Annotated in this window: 13 protein-coding genes; 11 read left to right on the forward strand and 2 right to left on the reverse strand. The window is 66.5% G+C overall.

Annotated features, from left to right (window positions below; all coding sequences use genetic code 11):
- Window positions 1–201 precede the first annotated feature (201 nt).
- On the forward strand, window positions 202–1779 hold the full coding sequence (locus ACZK2G_RS17945; RefSeq protein ID WP_295376869.1) for a BCCT family transporter: 1578 nt from the start codon (window positions 202–204) through the stop codon (window positions 1777–1779).
- 563 nt (window positions 1780–2342) lie between these two features.
- Here ACZK2G_RS17945 and ggt read toward each other — a convergent pair.
- Entirely contained in the window at window positions 2343–4061 is a 1719-nt protein-coding gene (ggt, locus tag ACZK2G_RS17950) for a gamma-glutamyltransferase (protein ID WP_046985438.1), read from the reverse strand.
- Window positions 4062–4794: 733 nt separating this feature from the next.
- On the opposite strand from ggt, the gene ilvC reads away from it, so the two are divergent.
- From ilvC to leuB, 9 genes are all read left to right on the forward strand, one after another.
- Complete coding sequence (gene ilvC, locus ACZK2G_RS17955; RefSeq protein ID WP_046985437.1) at window positions 4795–5769, forward strand: ketol-acid reductoisomerase; 975 nt, start codon at window positions 4795–4797, stop codon at window positions 5767–5769.
- A 38-nt stretch (window positions 5770–5807) separates the two neighbouring features.
- A complete protein-coding gene (gene ilvG, locus ACZK2G_RS17960; RefSeq protein WP_478474017.1) occupies window positions 5808–7544 on the forward strand; it encodes an acetolactate synthase 2 catalytic subunit in 1737 nt (578 codons plus the stop codon).
- On the forward strand, window positions 7528–7779 hold the full coding sequence (locus ACZK2G_RS17965; protein WP_012512039.1) for an ACT domain-containing protein: 252 nt from the start codon (window positions 7528–7530) through the stop codon (window positions 7777–7779). The genes ilvG and ACZK2G_RS17965 overlap by 17 nt, the downstream gene beginning before the upstream one ends.
- A gap of 96 nt (window positions 7780–7875) precedes the next feature.
- A complete protein-coding gene (locus ACZK2G_RS17970) occupies window positions 7876–8967 on the forward strand; it encodes a threonine dehydratase (protein WP_478474018.1) in 1092 nt (363 codons plus the stop codon).
- Window positions 8964–10550, forward strand: coding sequence for a 2-isopropylmalate synthase (locus ACZK2G_RS17975; protein ID WP_478474020.1), 1587 nt, complete (start codon window positions 8964–8966; stop codon window positions 10548–10550). The genes ACZK2G_RS17970 and ACZK2G_RS17975 overlap by 4 nt, the downstream gene beginning before the upstream one ends.
- A gap of 10 nt (window positions 10551–10560) precedes the next feature.
- Window positions 10561–11334: a class I SAM-dependent methyltransferase gene (locus ACZK2G_RS17980; protein WP_136638938.1), complete on the forward strand. Its 774-nt coding sequence runs from the start codon at window positions 10561–10563 to the stop codon at window positions 11332–11334.
- 60 nt (window positions 11335–11394) lie between these two features.
- Window positions 11395–12813 (forward strand): 3-isopropylmalate dehydratase large subunit, encoded by a 1419-nt coding sequence (gene leuC, locus ACZK2G_RS17985; RefSeq protein ID WP_478474022.1) that lies wholly within the window; start codon window positions 11395–11397, stop codon window positions 12811–12813.
- Window positions 12813–13391, forward strand: a complete 579-nt coding sequence (gene leuD, locus ACZK2G_RS17990) for a 3-isopropylmalate dehydratase small subunit (RefSeq protein WP_136638940.1) — start codon at window positions 12813–12815, stop codon at window positions 13389–13391. Before leuC ends, leuD begins: the two co-directional genes overlap by 1 nt.
- Window positions 13381–14442, forward strand: a complete 1062-nt coding sequence (leuB, locus tag ACZK2G_RS17995; RefSeq protein ID WP_046985268.1) for a 3-isopropylmalate dehydrogenase — start codon at window positions 13381–13383, stop codon at window positions 14440–14442. The genes leuD and leuB overlap by 11 nt, the downstream gene beginning before the upstream one ends.
- A 104-nt stretch (window positions 14443–14546) precedes the next feature.
- Here leuB and ACZK2G_RS18000 read toward each other — a convergent pair whose 3' ends face one another.
- Window positions 14547–15320: an SDR family oxidoreductase gene (locus ACZK2G_RS18000; protein ID WP_046985267.1), complete on the reverse strand. Its 774-nt coding sequence runs from the start codon at window positions 15318–15320 to the stop codon at window positions 14547–14549.
- Between the two features lie 115 nt (window positions 15321–15435).
- Here ACZK2G_RS18000 and ACZK2G_RS18005 point away from each other — a divergent pair, with 115 nt between their 5' ends.
- The gene (locus ACZK2G_RS18005; RefSeq protein ID WP_295379120.1) at window positions 15436–16341 is read left to right on the forward strand and encodes a LysR family transcriptional regulator; all 906 of its coding nucleotides are present in this window, start codon (window positions 15436–15438) and stop codon (window positions 16339–16341) included.
- Window positions 16342–16365: the final 24 nt, after the last annotated feature.

Genomic DNA, 16365 nt, shown 5'->3' on the forward strand with positions numbered 1-16365 from the left:
ACGCATGGCATGGCGCTGCTCCATCGGCATTAACAGAACCGTGACATCGCATTCAGTAACGTGCACGCGCATCGTGCCGCTGCGGCCGGTGTTTCCGTTGCCGTCTTCGCGGCCCCTGCCCGGCTCGTGCTGCATGCCGCCGGCCCCCTCGCAGCAAGCTCTGCTCGCTCCCCTCAATCCCTTGATCGGAGAAGCTCCTTCATGGTGTTTCGCGTTTCCATCGCGCTGGTTCTACTGCTGGTGCTGCTTGCCGGTGTTGCACCGGGGCCCTTCAATACCGTGGTGCAATCGGCGCTGGCCGATGTCATCCGCAGCGTCGGCTGGCTGTACCTGCTGGTCGTATTCCTTGCGCTGACGTTCCTCATGTACCTGGCCTTCGGTCGCTTCGGCAACCTGCGAATCGGTGGCGAGGACGCCGAGCCCGAATTCTCCCGCGCCAGCTGGATGTCGATGCTGTTTGCTGCCGGCATGGGCATCGGCCTGGTGTTCTGGGGTGCGGCCGAACCCATCTCGCATTTCAGCAAGCCCCCTGAAGGCCTCGCTCCCGAGAGCATGGACGCGGCGCGTGCGTCGATGCGCTACGTGTTCTTCCATTGGGGGCTGCACCCGTGGGCGATCTACGCCCTTATCGGCCTGGCGATGGCCTGGTTCCAGTTCAACCGCAACGGTCGCGGCCAGGTCAGCGACATGCTGCAGCCGATCATCGGTCGCCACCACCGCGGCTGGATCGGCAGCGTGGTCAACATCTCTGCGGTCGTGGCCACCGCGGTCGGCGTGGCCACCGCGCTGGGCTTCGGCACTGTGCAGATCGCCGCCGGCGTGCAGCGCGTGTTCGGCCTGCATGCGGGCATTCCTCTGCAGCTGAGCATCATCGCAGTGGCATTCGTGCTGTACATGGCGTCCACCCTCAGCGGCGTCGGCCGTGGCATGAAGTGGCTGTCCAACTTCAACCTGGCGCTGGCAGTGGTCCTGCTGACACTGGTGCTGGTGCTGGGCCCGACCGGTGCGATCTTCAACACCTTCACCACCACACTGGGCTCCTACCTGAACCAGCTGGTGACGATGAGCCTGCGCATGTCGCCGTTCTCGTCCAGCACCTGGGTCGCGGACTGGACGATCTTCTACTGGGCGTGGTGGATTTCCTGGGCACCGTTCGTCGGTTCGTTCATTGCGCGCATCTCGCGCGGGCGCAGCGTTCGCGAGTTCGTCATCGGCGTGGTATTGGCGCCGACACTGCTGGGCTTTTTCTGGTTCTCGGTATTCGGCGGCACCGCGATCTGGATGCAGATCTTCGGCCAGGCCGACCTGGTGCAGGCGCTGGGCAGCGGATACGAAACGGTGTTGTTCACCATGTTCGACAGCATGTCGCTGCCGCTGCTGCTGTCGTGCATTGCGCTGGTGCTGCTGATGATCTTCTTCGTGACCTCGGCCGATTCGGCGGTACTGGTGCTGGCCAGCATGTCCACCGACGATGCCGGCGAGCCACTGCGGAAGCACAAGGTAGCGTGGGGCGTGGGCATTGCATTGATCGCCGGTGCGTTGCTGCTGGCGGGCGGGCTGGAGGCACTGCAGGGCATGATCACGATTGCGGCGTTGCCATTCGCGCTGCTGATGGTGCTGGTGATGGTGTCGCTGTACCGGGTACTGGACCAGGAGTACACGCGCGAGCGGCGGCAGGCGCAGCGCCAGCGGCACATGATCGATGCGTGGATCGCACGCGAGATGGCGGCGCAGGAGGAAACCCAGGCGGAGGCCGCGCGCGCGCACGATCAGGATTGAGGTTGTTTTGCAGCCTGCGGCTGCACCGCTTTTTTTCAAGCAAGTGCAAGTGCAACTTCAAAAGCCAGAGCGGCTCTGGGTTGCTGCTTGCTTGGCGGGGAGGGGGCAGATGGCGGGACACGCCGCAAGTACGTCCCTGTAGGCTCGGCCACGGCATCCATGCCGTGGACGGTCCCGCCATCTGCCCCCTCCCCGCCCCCGACAGTTTCCCGGTGACGGTGGTTTTTCCACGCTATGCGTGGATGAGGTGTATCGGAAAACAAGAAGGGGTCGGATCCGTTTTCCTCTGGAAAACGGATCCGACCCCAACCCAAAGCGCGCGGCTGTTGCCGTTGCCTTTGCTCTTGATCTTCTTTTTTCTTTTCCTGCGGTGATGGGCACGGAAACTGTCAGGGGCCGGGCGGGTGGGCTGGGCGGGGGTGTCCGCGGCATGGATGCCGCGGCCAAGCCTCCAGGGACGGATTCACGGCGTCCCCCGAGCAGCCCACCCGCCCGGCCCAATCACGCAATCCAGCTTCTGAACCGACACCGCAGAGGGGGCTCAGCCCGGTGGCCGGGAAACCTCAATACCCCGCCGCCTGCCCATCCTTTCGACTCTCCGACGCACCGTAATACACCCCGGTCTCGGGATCGCGCATGATCGCCTGGTACCCGCCATACGGACCATCGGCGAACACGATGCGATGCCCCTTGCGCATCAACGCACGCACCGTCTCGTACGGGAAGCCGGTTTCAAGATTCACTTCGCCACCATCGCTCATTGCCGTGGCCTGTCCGGTCGGTTCGGTCGAGCCTTCATGCTGGATGCGCGGCGCATCGCCGGCTTCCTGCAGGTTCATCCCGAAGTCCACCAGGTTCATCACGATCTGTGCGTGGCCTTGCGGCTGCATCGCGCCCCCCATCACGCCGAAGCTCGCGTACGGCTTGCCGCCCTTGGTGATGAAGGCCGGAATGATGGTCTGGAACGGGCGCTTGCCCGGCGCGTAGCCGTTGGGATGATTCTTCTGCAGCACGAACATCTCGCCACGGTCCTGCAGGATGAAGCCCAGCCCCGGCGGCGCCATGCCGCTGCCCATGCCGCGATAATTGGACTGGATCAACGACACCATCATGCCGTCGGCGTCGGCCACGGTCATGTAGATGGTGTCGCCCTGCTCCAGCTGCTTCGGCGTGCCCGGCTGCACTTCCTTCAACGCCTTGTCCATCGAGATCAGCGCGCGGCGCTGCGCGGCGTACTCCTTGGAAATCAGCTTCTGCACCGGTGCCGGCTGGAACGCCATGTCGGCGTAGAAACGCGCGCGGTCGGCGAAGGCCAGCTTCTTCGCTTCAACGAACAGGTGCACATGCTCCGGTGAACCAAACGGGATCTTCGAGAAGTCGTAGCCTTCCAGCACATTGAGGATCTGCAACGCGGCGATGCCCTGGCTGTTCGGCGGCAGTTCCCACACGTCGTAGCCACGGTAGTTGCTGCTGACCGGCTCGACCCACTCGCCATGATGGTCGGCCATGTCCTGGTAGCTCAGGTAGCCGCCATTGGCCTTGAAGTAGTCACCAATGGTGTGGGCGATGTCGCCCTTGTAGAAGGCATCACGGCCGCCGTCGGCGATCTTCTGCAGGGTGTCGGCAAGGTTCGGGTTCTTCCACATCTCGCCCTTGCGCGGGGCGTGGCCGTTGATCGTGAACTGTTCCTTGAAGCCCGGGTACTGCGACAGCTTGGGCACCGAGCGGTCCCAGTAGTAGGCGATCACTTCAGCCACTGGGTGACCGTCGCGGGCGTAGCGGATGGCCGGTGCCAGGTTGTCGGCCATCGGCTTGCGGCCGAAGCGGTCGTGCAGTGCGAACCAGCCGTCGACAGCGCCCGGTACCGACACCGGCAGTGGACCGGTGGCCGGGATGTCCTTCAGGCCACGGCGCTGGAACTCGGCCAGGGTGAGCGACTTCGGCGAGCGGCCCGAGCCGTTGTAGCCGTACAGCTTCTGCGTCTTCGGGTCCCAGACGATGGCGAACAGGTCGCCGCCGATGCCGTTGCCGGTCGGCTCCATCAGGCCAAGGGCGGCGTTGGCGGCGATCGCGGCATCCACCGCCGAGCCGCCCCCTTTCATCACGTCCAGCGCGATCTGGGTGGCCAGCGGCTGCGAAGTGGCCGCCATCGCGTGCGGGGCGATCACCTCCGATCGGGTGGCGAAGGTATGACCGGTAATGCGGTCAGCGGCAAAGGACAGCGCGGGTACGGCAGCCAGCACGGCGGCGGCGAGCAGGGAACGGGCAAGGCGTCGGGACACGGTCGGGTTCCGATGGAAGGGTGGTTCCCCGATCTTCGCCGCTGCGGCCTTCACGTGGTATCGGGCAGAGGTCATGGACGTTGATTCTGGGGTGGGTGCTGGCCTGGGTCCGCACTGTTCCCGACTTCTGTGAATCCGGTGCGGACCAAGGTCCGCACCCACCAAGGTGAAAATCCGCCGGAATCCGCGCAAAAAACCCGCTGAAAGGAGTGAATTTGGGTTCACCGAAACACTTTCATCGGCAACCATCCTTGTGCTGCAAGCGATTGAACTGGATGCAGCGGCAACCGATGGAAATTCCATCGCAAGGGTTGACATCGCCGAAACGGCTGTGTTTCTCTCGATCACATGTTGCATCACAACACGCCACCGCGAACCCACATCGAAGCCGCCGACACCGGCGCCGCCTCGCTGCGTTCGATTCTTGTGCTCGTACTTATTACCCAACCAACAGGTGCGGGACGAGCCAGCGTGTAAGCAACAAACACACCGGAACTCTTCAAAAACCCGCACCCGTCCAGGTGCGGGTTTTTTCATTTCAGGACCTGGTTTCAGACGCAACCACCATGAACAACGCCACCTTCAAAACCAGGACCAGCACCACCGCGACACCTCGCGGTGGCTGTGCCTGTGCGATGCATGGTGCCTCCCCCACCGCTTTCCCCTGACCGGCCGGTACGTCACTACGACGACCGGCCGTTCTTTTTTCTTCCCACCGCAAGGAACCTCCCCCATGAGCACCAACGACCTGCCCCAGACCAAGATCGCTGTCATCGGCTACGGCAGCCAGGGCCGCGCGCACGCGCTGAACCTGCGTGAATCCGGCTTCGATGTGGTGGTAGGCCTGCGTCCGGGCGGCCCCACCGAGGTCAAGGCGCAGGCCGACGGCTTCACCGTGAAAGCACCGGCCGATGCGGTGAAGGATGCCGACCTGGTCGCCGTGCTGACCCCGGACATGGTGCAGAAGAAGCTGTACGACGACGTGCTGGCGCCGAACATGAAACAGGGGGCCGTGCTGCTGTTCGCGCATGGCCTGAACGTGCACTTCGACATGATCAAGCCGCGCGAGGATCTGGACGTGGTGCTGGTCGCACCCAAGGGCCCCGGCGCGCTGGTGCGCCGCGAGTACGAAATCGGTCGCGGTGTGCCATGCATCTGGGCGGTTTACCAGGACAAGAGCGGCAAGGCCGCCGAGTACGCCCTGGCCTATGCCGCCGGCCTGGGCGGCGCCCGCGCCAACCTGATCCAGACCACCTTCAAGGAAGAAACCGAAACCGATCTGTTCGGCGAGCAGGCGGTGCTGTGCGGCGGCGCTTCGGCACTGGTGCAGGCTGGCTTCGAGACGCTGGTGGAAGCCGGTTACCAGCCCGAAATCGCCTACTACGAAGTGCTGCACGAACTGAAGCTGATCGTCGACCTGTTCTACGAAGGCGGCATCTCGCGGATGCTGGAGTTCATCTCCGAGACCGCGCAGTACGGCGACTACGTCAGCGGCCCGCGGGTGATCGACGCCGGAACCAAGGCGCGCATGAAAGAAGTGCTGAAGGACATCCAGGACGGCACCTTCACCAAGAACTGGGTGGCCGAGTACGAAGCGGGCCTGCCGAACTACAACAAGTTCAAGCAGGCCGACCTGGAGCACCCGATCGAGAAGGTAGGCAAGGAACTGCGCGCCAAGATGGTCTGGTTGCAAGGACAGGCCGCGTAACCACGCGGCCTCCCCCACCCGCTTTGCAAGGTTCCCCCATGAACTCTTCCACACACCGCAGCGCGCCAGCCAACGGCGCGCGCTGGCTGACCCAGGCGCTGGAGGCCGAAGGCGTCCGCACGCTGTTCGGTTATCCCGGCGGCACCATCATGCCGTTCTACGACGCGCTGGTGGATTCTTCGCTGAAGCACATCCTGGTACGTCATGAGCAGGGCGCGGCGCTGGCTGCCAACGGCTTCGCCCGCGCCAGCAACCAGGTCGGCGTCTGCGTGGCCACTTCCGGCCCGGGCGCCTCCAACCTGGTCACCGGCATCGCCGATGCGATGCTCGATTCGGTGCCGATGGTCTGCATCACCGGCCAGGTCGCCACGCCGCTGCTGGGCACCGATGCGTTCCAGGAACTGGACGTGTTCGGCCTGACCATGCCGATCGTCAAGCACAGCTGGCTGGTGCGCAGCGTCGATGACCTGCCGCGCGTGGTCGCCGATGCCTTCCGCATCGCCCGCGAAGGCCGTCCCGGCCCGGTGCTGATCGATCTGCCCAAGGACGTGCAGCTGGCCGATGCCAGCCACCTGCCGGCGCATATGCCGGCCCATGTGGAACCGCCGCCGGCCCCCGCCGACGCGGCCATCGCCGAGGCCATTGCCGCTCTGGCGGCAGCCGAGAAGCCGGTGGTCTACGCCGGTGGTGGCATCGCCCTTGGCGATGCCGTGCAGGACCTGCGCGACTTCGTCGAAGCCAGCGCCATCCCCACCGTGATGACCCTGCGCGGACTGGGCGCGCTGCCGGCCAATCACCCGCACTCGCTGGGCATGCTGGGCATGCACGGCACCCGCGCGGCCAACATGGCGGTGCAGGAAAGTGACCTGCTGCTGGTGCTGGGTGCGCGCTTCGATGATCGTGCCACCGGCAAGCTGGCTGAGTTCGCACCGTTCGCCCGCGTCGTCCACATCGACGCCGACGCCTACGAGATCTCCAAGCTGCGCAGCGCCGATGTCGCCGTGCCCGGCAATGTCGGCCACGCCATCCGTGCCCTGCGTGCGGCCTTTCCCTCCCCCAAGGCCCACCAGGACGCGTGGCGCAAGCGCTGCGCGCAGCATCGCGAACGCTTCACCGCACGCTACGACGCACCCGGCCAGCACATCTACGCACCGGCGCTGCTGAAGCGGTTGAGCGAACTGGCGCCGGCCGATGCGGTGATCGCCTGTGACGTTGGACAGCACCAGATGTGGGTCGCCCAGCATTGCCGCTTCAATCACCCACGCAACCACCTGACCAGTGGCGCGCTGGGAACCATGGGCTTCGGCCTGCCAGCGGCGATGGGTGCGCAGTTCGCCTGCCCCGATCGCGCCGTGGTGCTGGTGTCCGGTGACGGCAGCTTCATGATGAACGTGCAGGAGCTGGCGACCATCGCCCGCTGCCGCCTGCCGGTGAAGATCATCCTGCTGGACAACAGTTCGCTGGGCATGGTGCGACAGTGGCAGGAACTGTTCTTCGCCGAGCGCTACAGCGAGATCGACCTGTCCGACAACCCGGACTTCGTGGCGCTGGCCAAGGTGTTCGGTATCGCCGCCACCCGCATCGATGCACGCGATGACGTCGAAGGTGGGCTGGCCGCGCTGCTGGCCGAACCGGGCCCGGCGCTGCTGCACGTGGCCATCGATGCACGCGCCAACGTGTGGCCGCTGGTGCCGCCGAACACCGCCAACAGCACGATGCTGGAAAGCAACCCCGCCCATGCCCGCCAGGAGATCCCCAATGCAATACCGGCTTGACCTGGTGCTGCACCCGGCCGAAGGAGCGCTGCTGCGCGTGATCGGCATGGCCGAGCGTCGCGGCTTCGCACCGTGCGCGATCAGCGGTGCGCCGGTGGCCGCCGATGATGGTCGCTGGCACCTGCAGCTGGTGGTGGATGGCCAGCGCCCGGCGGAAACGCTGTGCCGGCAGATGGAAAAGATCTACGACTGCGTGTCGGTGCAGATGACCGCACTGGAAGGAGTATCCGCATGAACACCCGTACCGTTTCCAACACGGTGCCGGTACGGAGGCGTCTTCTTCGCCGCCCGTCCCCGCACGCGGTGGTCGCCTGCCCCTCGCTGGTGGTCCATGCCGGGCGCTGACACCAGCAAGGAAAGCGATGTCGGCGACGTAAGCGTCGCCGACGTACTGGCAGCGCAGGCACGCCTGCGCCGCTTCCTGCCGCCCACGCCGCTGCACCATGCCGAGCGCTTCGGCACCTGGCTGAAGCTGGAAAACCTGCAGCGCACCGGCTCCTACAAGGTGCGCGGTGCGCTCAACGCGCTGCTGGCCGGGCGCGAGCGCGGCGACACCCGTCCGGTGATCTGCGCCTCGGCCGGCAACCATGCCCAGGGCGTGGCCTGGGCCGCCTACCGCCTGGACGTACCGGCCATCACCGTGATGCCGCACGGTGCGCCGGCCACCAAGATCGCCGGCGTCGCCCACTGGGGCGCGACCGTGCGCCAGCATGGCAACAGCTATGACGAGGCCTACGCGTTCGCGGTTGAACTGGCGCAGCGCCACGGCTACCGCTTCCTGTCCGCCTTCGACGATGCCGACGTGATCGCCGGCCAGGGCACGGTCGGCATCGAGCTGGCCGCGCACGCGCCGGACGTGGTGATCGTGCCGATCGGCGGCGGCGGGCTGGCCTCCGGCGTTGCGTTGGCGCTGAAGTCGCAGGGCGTACGCGTCGTCGGTGCGCAGGTGGAAGGTGTCGATTCGATGGCACGCGCGATCCGCGGTGACGTGCGCGAGATCACCCCCGTTGCCTCGCTGGCCGATGGCGTGCGGGTGAAGATCCCCGGCTTCCTGACCCGCCGCCTGTGCACCTCGCTGCTGGACGACGTAGTGATCGTGCGCGAGGCTGAGCTGCGCGAAACCCTGGTCCGCCTGGCGCTGGAAGAACACATCATCGCCGAGGGCGCCGGTGCGCTGGCATTGGCCGCCGGCCGCCGCGTCGCCGGCCGCCGCAAATGCGCGGTGGTCTCCGGCGGCAACATCGATGCCGGCGTACTGGCCGGCCTGCTCACCGACATCCGCCCACGCCCACCGCGCAAACCGCGGCGACGGCGCAGTGAATCCCCGCGCTCGCCCAGCAAGGCCAGTGCCATCGTTCCCCCCACCTCTTCCCCTTCCCCCCTGCAAGCCGTCACGCCCGCTGTCGAGGAGATTTCCCTGTGACCACCATCGAACGAATTACCACCCCGCGCATCCGCATCTTCGACACCACTCTGCGTGACGGCGAGCAGTCCCCCGGCTGCAGCATGAGCCCGCCGCAGAAGCTGGTGATGGCGCGTGCGCTGGACGAACTGGGCGTGGACATCATCGAGACCGGCTTCCCGGCCAGCTCGCAGTCCGACCGCGAAGCAATGGCGCTGATCGGCCGCGAACTGCGCCGCCCGAGCCTGAGCCTGGCGGTGCTGTCGCGCTGCCTGCAGGCCGACATCGAGACCTCCGCACGTGCCCTGGAGGCCGCTGCCAACCCGCGCCTGCACGTGTTCCTGTCGACCAGCCCGCTGCACCGCGAGCACAAGCTGCGGATGACCCGCGAGCAGGTACTGGAGTCGGTACGCAAGCACGTATCGCTGGCACGTTCGTATATCGACGACGTGGAGTTCTCCGCCGAGGACGCCACCCGCACCGAACTGGACTACCTGATCGAGGTCTCGCGCGTGGCGATCGCTGCCGGCGCCACCACCATCAACCTGCCCGACACCGTCGGCTTCACCACGCCGGAAGAGATCCGCACGATGTTCCAGCAGGTCATCGCTGGCGTCGCCGATGTGCCGAACGCAGCCAACGTGATCTTCAGCGCCCACTGCCACAACGACCTGGGCCTGGCCGTGGCCAACTCGCTGGCCGCCGTCGAAGGCGGCGCGCGCCAGGTCGAATGCACCGTCAACGGCATCGGTGAGCGCGCCGGCAACTGCTCGCTGGAAGAGATCGCGATGGTGCTGAAGGTGCGCCAGGCCTTCTACGAGCAGGACAGTTCGATCAACACCCCGCGCATCGTCGGCACCTCGCAGCTGCTGCAGCGCCTGGTCGGCATGCCGGTACAGCGCAACAAGGCCATCGTCGGCGCCAACGCGTTCGCCCACGAATCGGGCATCCACCAGCACGGCATGCTGCGCCACCGCGGCACCTACGAAATCATGCGTCCGGAAGACGTGGGCTGGGAGGATTCGCAGATGGTGCTGGGCCGCCACAGTGGCCGCGCCGCCGTCGAAGCGCGCCTGCGTGCGCTGGGCTTCTGGCTGGACGAAGACGAACTGAAGCTGGTGTTCGAGCAGTTCAAGGGCCTGTGCGAGCAACAGCGCGTGGTCACCGATGCCGACCTGCAGACGCTGATGCAGGGCGGTTCCACCACGCAGGGCTATCGCCTGGCGTCGATGACCATCAGCGACGTTGGCAGCCGCGCCAATGCACTGGTCGAGCTGTCCGACCCGGACGGCAACCGCGTGGCCGAGACCGCGCAGGGCGACGGCCCGGTCGATGCGCTGTTCGGCGCCTTGTCTGCCGCCACCGGCGTACAGCTGATGCTGGACAGCTACCACGTGCACAGCGTCGGCATCGGCGCCGATGCGCGCGGCGAAGCCAACCTGAGCGTGCGCCACGAGGGCGTGGAGTACGACGGCACCGGCACCAGCAAGGACATCATCGAAGCCTCCGCGCTGGCCTGGCTGGACGTGGCCAACCGCCTGCTGCGCCAGCGCCAGGCCAGCGCCCCCAGCAGCACCGACGTTGCCACCCCCGCCACCGCCTGAGGAACCCGACATGAGCGCCTTCGACACCACGGCACTGCCCGCAGGGCAGCACTGGAATGCCCAGGACTATGCAATCGACGCCGGCTTCGTGCCGCTGCTCGGCGGCGCGGTATCGCGCCTGCTCGACCCGCGCGCCGGTGAACGCATCCTCGACCTGGGCTGTGGCGACGGCGTGCTCAGCACTGAGTTGGCGCTCAGCGGTGCGCGCATCCACGGTGTGGATGCTTCGCCGGAGCTGGTGATCGCCGCACGTGCACGCGGCGTCGATGCGCAGGTGATGGACGGCCACGCGCTGTCGTTCGACAGTGAGTTCGATGCGGTGTTCAGCAACGCGGCGCTGCATTGGATGAGCAACCCCGACCGGGTGATGGAAGGTGTGCGCCGCGCACTGCGCCCGGGCGGCCGCTTCGTTGCCGAGTTCGGCGGCCATGGCAACGTGGCCACGATCATTGCCGCGGTGCAGGCCGCACGCGTGGCCCATGGCCACGGCGCCAGCGCATTCCAGTGGTACTTCCCTACTGCCGACGCCTATGCCGACCGCCTGCGCCAGCATGGCTTCCAGGTTCAACTGATCGAGTGCACGCCGCGCCCGACCGCACTGCCGACCGGCGTGGCCGGCTGGCTGCGGGTGTTCGCTGCGCCACTGCTGGACGATCTGCCGGCGGAGGCACGCGCCACCGTGCGCGAGGCCGCTGCCGCCCTGCTGGCCGAGCTGCCGCGCGATGCCGCCGGCCAGCCGCTGGCCGACTATGTGCGGTTGCGGGTACTTGCCCGTCGCCGCTGACGTGATCCATTCGTTATCTTTTCCGATGTTCGCAACTTCGTACTTCTGCCAGGCACACGCATGACTTCCGCACCCCGCACCCTGTACGACAAACTGTGGGACGCCCACGTGGTTGTCCCCGAATCCGACAGCGCGCCCGCCGTGCTGTACATCGACCTGCACCTGATCCACGAGGTGACCTCGCCGCAGGCATTCACCGAGCTGCGCGAGCGCGGCCTGGCTCCGCGCCGACCGGATCGCACCAAGGCGACGATGGACCACTCCACGCCGACCCTGCCGGCTGCAGCCGACGGCAAGCTGCCCTATGCCAGCGCCGCCTCCGAAGCCCAGGTCGCCACGCTGGCGCGCAACTGCGCCGAGCACGGCATCGAACTGTTCGACATGGCCTCGGACAATCGCGGCATCGTTCATGTGATCGCCCCTGAGCAGGGTTTCACCCAGCCGGGCATGACCATCGTCTGTGGTGACAGCCATACCTCCACCCACGGTGCATTCGGTTCGCTGGCCTTCGGCATCGGCACCAGTGAAGTCGGCCACGTGCTGGCCACGCAGTGCCTGCTGCAGCGCAAGGCGAAGACCTTTGCGATCACCGTAGATGGCCCGCTGGCGCCCGGCGTCGGCGCCAAGGACGTGGTCCTGCACATCATCGGCGTGATCGGCGTCAACGGCGGCACCGGCCACGTGATCGAGTTCCGTGGCAGCACCATCGAAGCGATGGACATGGAACAGCGCATGACCCTGTGCAACATGTCGATCGAGGCGGGCGCGCGCGCCGGCATGGTCGCGCCGGACCAGGTGACGTTCGATTTCGTCGCCGCCACCCCGCGCGGCCCCAAGGGTTCCGACTTCGAGGCGGCCGTCGCACGCTGGACGCAACTGCGCAGCGACGAAGGCGCGCGCTTCGACAGCGAGGTGCATATCGACGCCGCCGATATCCGCCCGACGCTGACCTGGGGCACCCATCCCGGCACCGCCATCGCGGTGGATGCGCCGATCCCGGCGGCCAACGATGCCGCCGCGCAGAAGGGCCTGGATTACATGCACTTCCAGGCGGGACAGACGCTGGCCGGCACGCCGGTGGACGTGGTGTTCGTGGGCTCGTGCACCAATGGCCGCCTGAGCGACATGCGCGAAGTGGCGCAGGTGCTGCGCGGTCGTCGCGTCGCTGAGCGCGTGCGCATGCTGGTGGTGCCGGGCTCGGAGATCGTCAAGCGCGAAGCCGAGGCCGAAGGCATCCATGAGATCGTGCGCGCGGCCGGTGCAGAATGGCGCGAACCGGGCTGTTCGATGTGCATCGCCATGAATGGCGACCTGGTTGCCCCCGGCCAACTGGCGGTCAGCACCAGCAACCGCAACTTCGAAGGCCGCCAGGGCCCGGGCTCGCGCACGCTGCTGGCCTCGCCGATGAGTGCTGCGTGGGCCGCTGTGCAGGGCCACGTCGCCGATGCCCGTGAGCTGTTCGCCCAGGAGGTGGCCTGATGAGCGGCTTCCGCACCCTGAGCTCGGCAAGCGTGGTGCTGCGCCAGACCAACATCGACACCGACCAGATCATTCCGGCGCGGTTCCTGTCCACCACCGAACGTGCTGGCCTGGGCCGCAATGCGTTCAACGATTGGCGCTGGCAGGCCGATGGCTCGCCCGTGGCGGACTTCGCCTTCAACCAACCGCACAACGCCGGCCGAAGCATCCTGCTGGCCGGGCGCAACTTCGGCTGCGGTTCCTCGCGCGAGCATGCACCGTGGGCGCTGACCGACCTCGGCCTGCGTGCCATTGTCAGCAGCGAGATCGCCGACATCTTCCGTGGCAACTCGCTGAAGAACGGCCTGCTGCCGATCGTGCTGGACGAGGCCGATGTGCAGGCGCTGATGCAGCGCCCGGACGATGAACTGACCATCGACGTGGCCAGCCGCGAACTGCGCACGCCCGATGGTCGCGTCTATTCCTTCCCGCTGGATGGTTTCTCGCAGACCTGCCTGCTGGAAGGTGTCGACCAGTTGGGGTATCTGTTGGGCCGTGTCCCTGAAATCGAACGTTACGAGAGTGAGCATGCACGCTGAAATTGTTGTCCTGCCCGGTGATGGCATCGGCCCGGAAGTGGCCGCCGCGGCAGTCGCCGTCCTGAAGGCCGTCGCCGAACGTTTCAACCACACCTTTGCCTTCAGCGAACACGATATCGGTGGCATTGCCATCGATCGCCATGGTGAACCGCTGCCCGCCTCCACCCTGGCTGCCTGCCAGGCTGCCAACGCGGTACTGCTGGGTGCGGTCGGTGGCCCCAAGTGGTCCGACCCGAACGCCAAGGTGCGCCCGGAACAGGGCCTGTTGGCGATCCGCAAGGCGCTGGGCCTGTACGCCAACCTGCGCCCGGTGCGAACCCATGAAGCCGCGCTGCACGCCTCGCCGATCAAGGCCGAGCTGTTGCAGGGGGTGGACTTCGTGGTCGTGCGCGAACTGACCGGCGGCATCTACTTCGGCGACAAGACCCGAGACGCCGACAGCGCCAGCGATCTGTGCCGCTACACCGTGGTGGAAATCGAGCGCGTGCTGCGCAGTGCCTTCCGGCTGGCGCAGCAGCGTCGCGGCAAGGTCACCTCGGTGGACAAGGCCAATGTGCTGGAAACCTCGCGCCTGTGGCGTGACGTGGCCGCGCGCATCGGCCGCGAGGAATTCCCCGACGTTGAGCTGGAGCACCAGCTGGTCGATTCGATGGCGATGCACCTGCTGGCCAAGCCGCGCGAGTATGACGTGATCGTCACCGAGAACATGTTCGGCGACATCCTCACCGACGAAGCCTCGATGCTGGCCGGCTCGCTGGGCCTGCTGCCGTCGGCCTCGCTGGGCGAGCCGGGCGCGGTCGGCATCTACGAACCCATCCACGGTTCGGCGCCGGATATCGCCGGCAAGGGCATCGCCAATCCCTACGCAACGATCTTCAGTGCGGCGATGCTGCTGCGCCATTCGCTGGGTCTGGAAGCCGAAGCCGCCGCGGTGGAAGCGGCCGTGCATGCGGTGCTGGACGATGGCGTGTTCACTGCCGACCTGGCCGCGAAGGGAACGGCGGTGAGTACCGCCGCCGCCACGGATGCGGTGCTGGCGAAGCTCGCCTGATCCATCCGGCGGCACCTGTAGAGCCGAGCCATGCTCGGCTCATGCAACAGCAGTCGAGCATGGCGCGACGCCTCAGGTCCGCCGCAATCGCGGGTGATTCGCCTCTACTTGGTGGTGTACCCACCATTGACCAGGATGGTCTGGCCAGTCATCCACCAGCCGTCGGTGACCAGGAAGCGGATCCACGGCACGATGTCGGCGATGTCGGTCAGGCCGGTGCGGGTGAATGCCGACAGCGCCGCCGCCGTCTTGTGGTACGCCTGCGCATCGGCGCTCTCGGCAGGATAGAAGAACGGCGTGTCCATCGGACCGGGGCCGATCGCGGTCACCGAGATACCGCGCTCACCGAATTCCTTCGAGGCCGCACGGGTGAAATGCTCCACCGGCGCCTTGGTGCCGGCATAACTGGAATAGAACGGCGTGAACGCTCCCAGCAACGAGGTGACCAGGGTGCAGATGCGACCGCCGTCATTGACGTTTCGACCGGCTTCCTTGAGGAAGAAGAACGCGGTCTTCGCATTGACCGCGCTCATCTCGTCGTACTCGGCTTCGCTGATCTCCAGCATCGGCTTCTTCAGCACCTTGCCAACGGTGTTGATGGCGATGTCCGGCCGGCCGACTGCAGCCACGGCATCGGCGAACAAGCGTTCCATCGCCGCCGCCGAGGTCAGGTCGCCCTGCAGGGCCACGGCCTTGCTGCCGACGGCCTGTACAGCGGCCACGGTTGCTTCCGCATCAGCCTGGGTGGCGGCACTGTTGTAGTGGATGACGATGGCCTTGGCACCCTGGCTGGCAAAGTCGCGGGCCAGCAGCCCGCCCAGGTTCTTGGCACCGCCAGCGATCAGCACGGTCTTGCCCTTGAGGGAATGGTCAGTCATGGCTTGGTCTCGGGGAGGGGTTGCCCGGGATGGCAACCTGCCCTGATGACGATATCGTGCAGAAAATCCGGATAAAGCCCGCTACATTGACTTAACTTTCCAGAACCAGCGAACAATGGACCGGATCGATCGCTTCCGCATCTTCACCCGGGTGGTGGAGTGCGCCAGCTTCACCCGCGCCGCCGACCAGCTCGGCCTGCCCCGCTCCACGGTATCGGCGGCCATCGCCGAACTGGAGCAGCGGCTCGGCACCCGCCTGCTGCAGCGCTCAACCCGACGGGTGTCCACCACCCACGACGGCGACGTGTTCCATGCCCGCTGCCTGCGCCTGATCGCCGAGGTTGAAGACGCCGAATCGCTGTTCCGACAGGACGATGCGCAGCCGGCGGGCCTGCTGAAGATCGACGTGCCCAGCCGCATCGGCCGTCGCATCCTCGCCCCTGCTCTGCCGGATTTCTTTGCGCGCTACCCGCAGGTGGAACTGGACCTGGGCATGACCGATCGCGCGGTGAACCTGATCGAGGACGGTTGCGATGCCGTGCTGCGGGTTGGCCACCTGGGTGACTCCAGCCTGGTGGCACGCACGCTGGGCCAGCTCGACTTCGTCAACGTTGCCGCGCCCAGTTACCTGCGTGAGCACGGGGTGCCACAGCATCCCGCGGATCTGCCGCAGCACCGAGCAGTGAACTATGCCTCACCAACAACGGCACGGGTGGAACCGTGGGAGTGGCAGGACGGCAGCCAGCTGCGTACGCAGCCGATGCCCGGCTGGGTGCGGGTGAACAGCGCCGAGGCGTCGATTGCCTGTTGCGTGGCGGGGCTGGGGCTGCTGCAGATTCCGCGTTACGACGTGCAGGCGGAACTGCACTCCGGCGCGCTGGTGGAGGTGATGCCGCAGTACGTGGCGCAATCGTTGCCGGTGACCCTGCTGCAGCCGCATCGGCAGCATCGTGCGCAACGCGTGCAGGTGTTCATCGAATGGCTGCTGCCACTGCTGCGGAACAGCCTGCAGCTGCAGTAGATCACGCCATGCGTGGATACATGC

The organism is Stenotrophomonas sp. 107298_Sma, assembly GCF_056480345.1.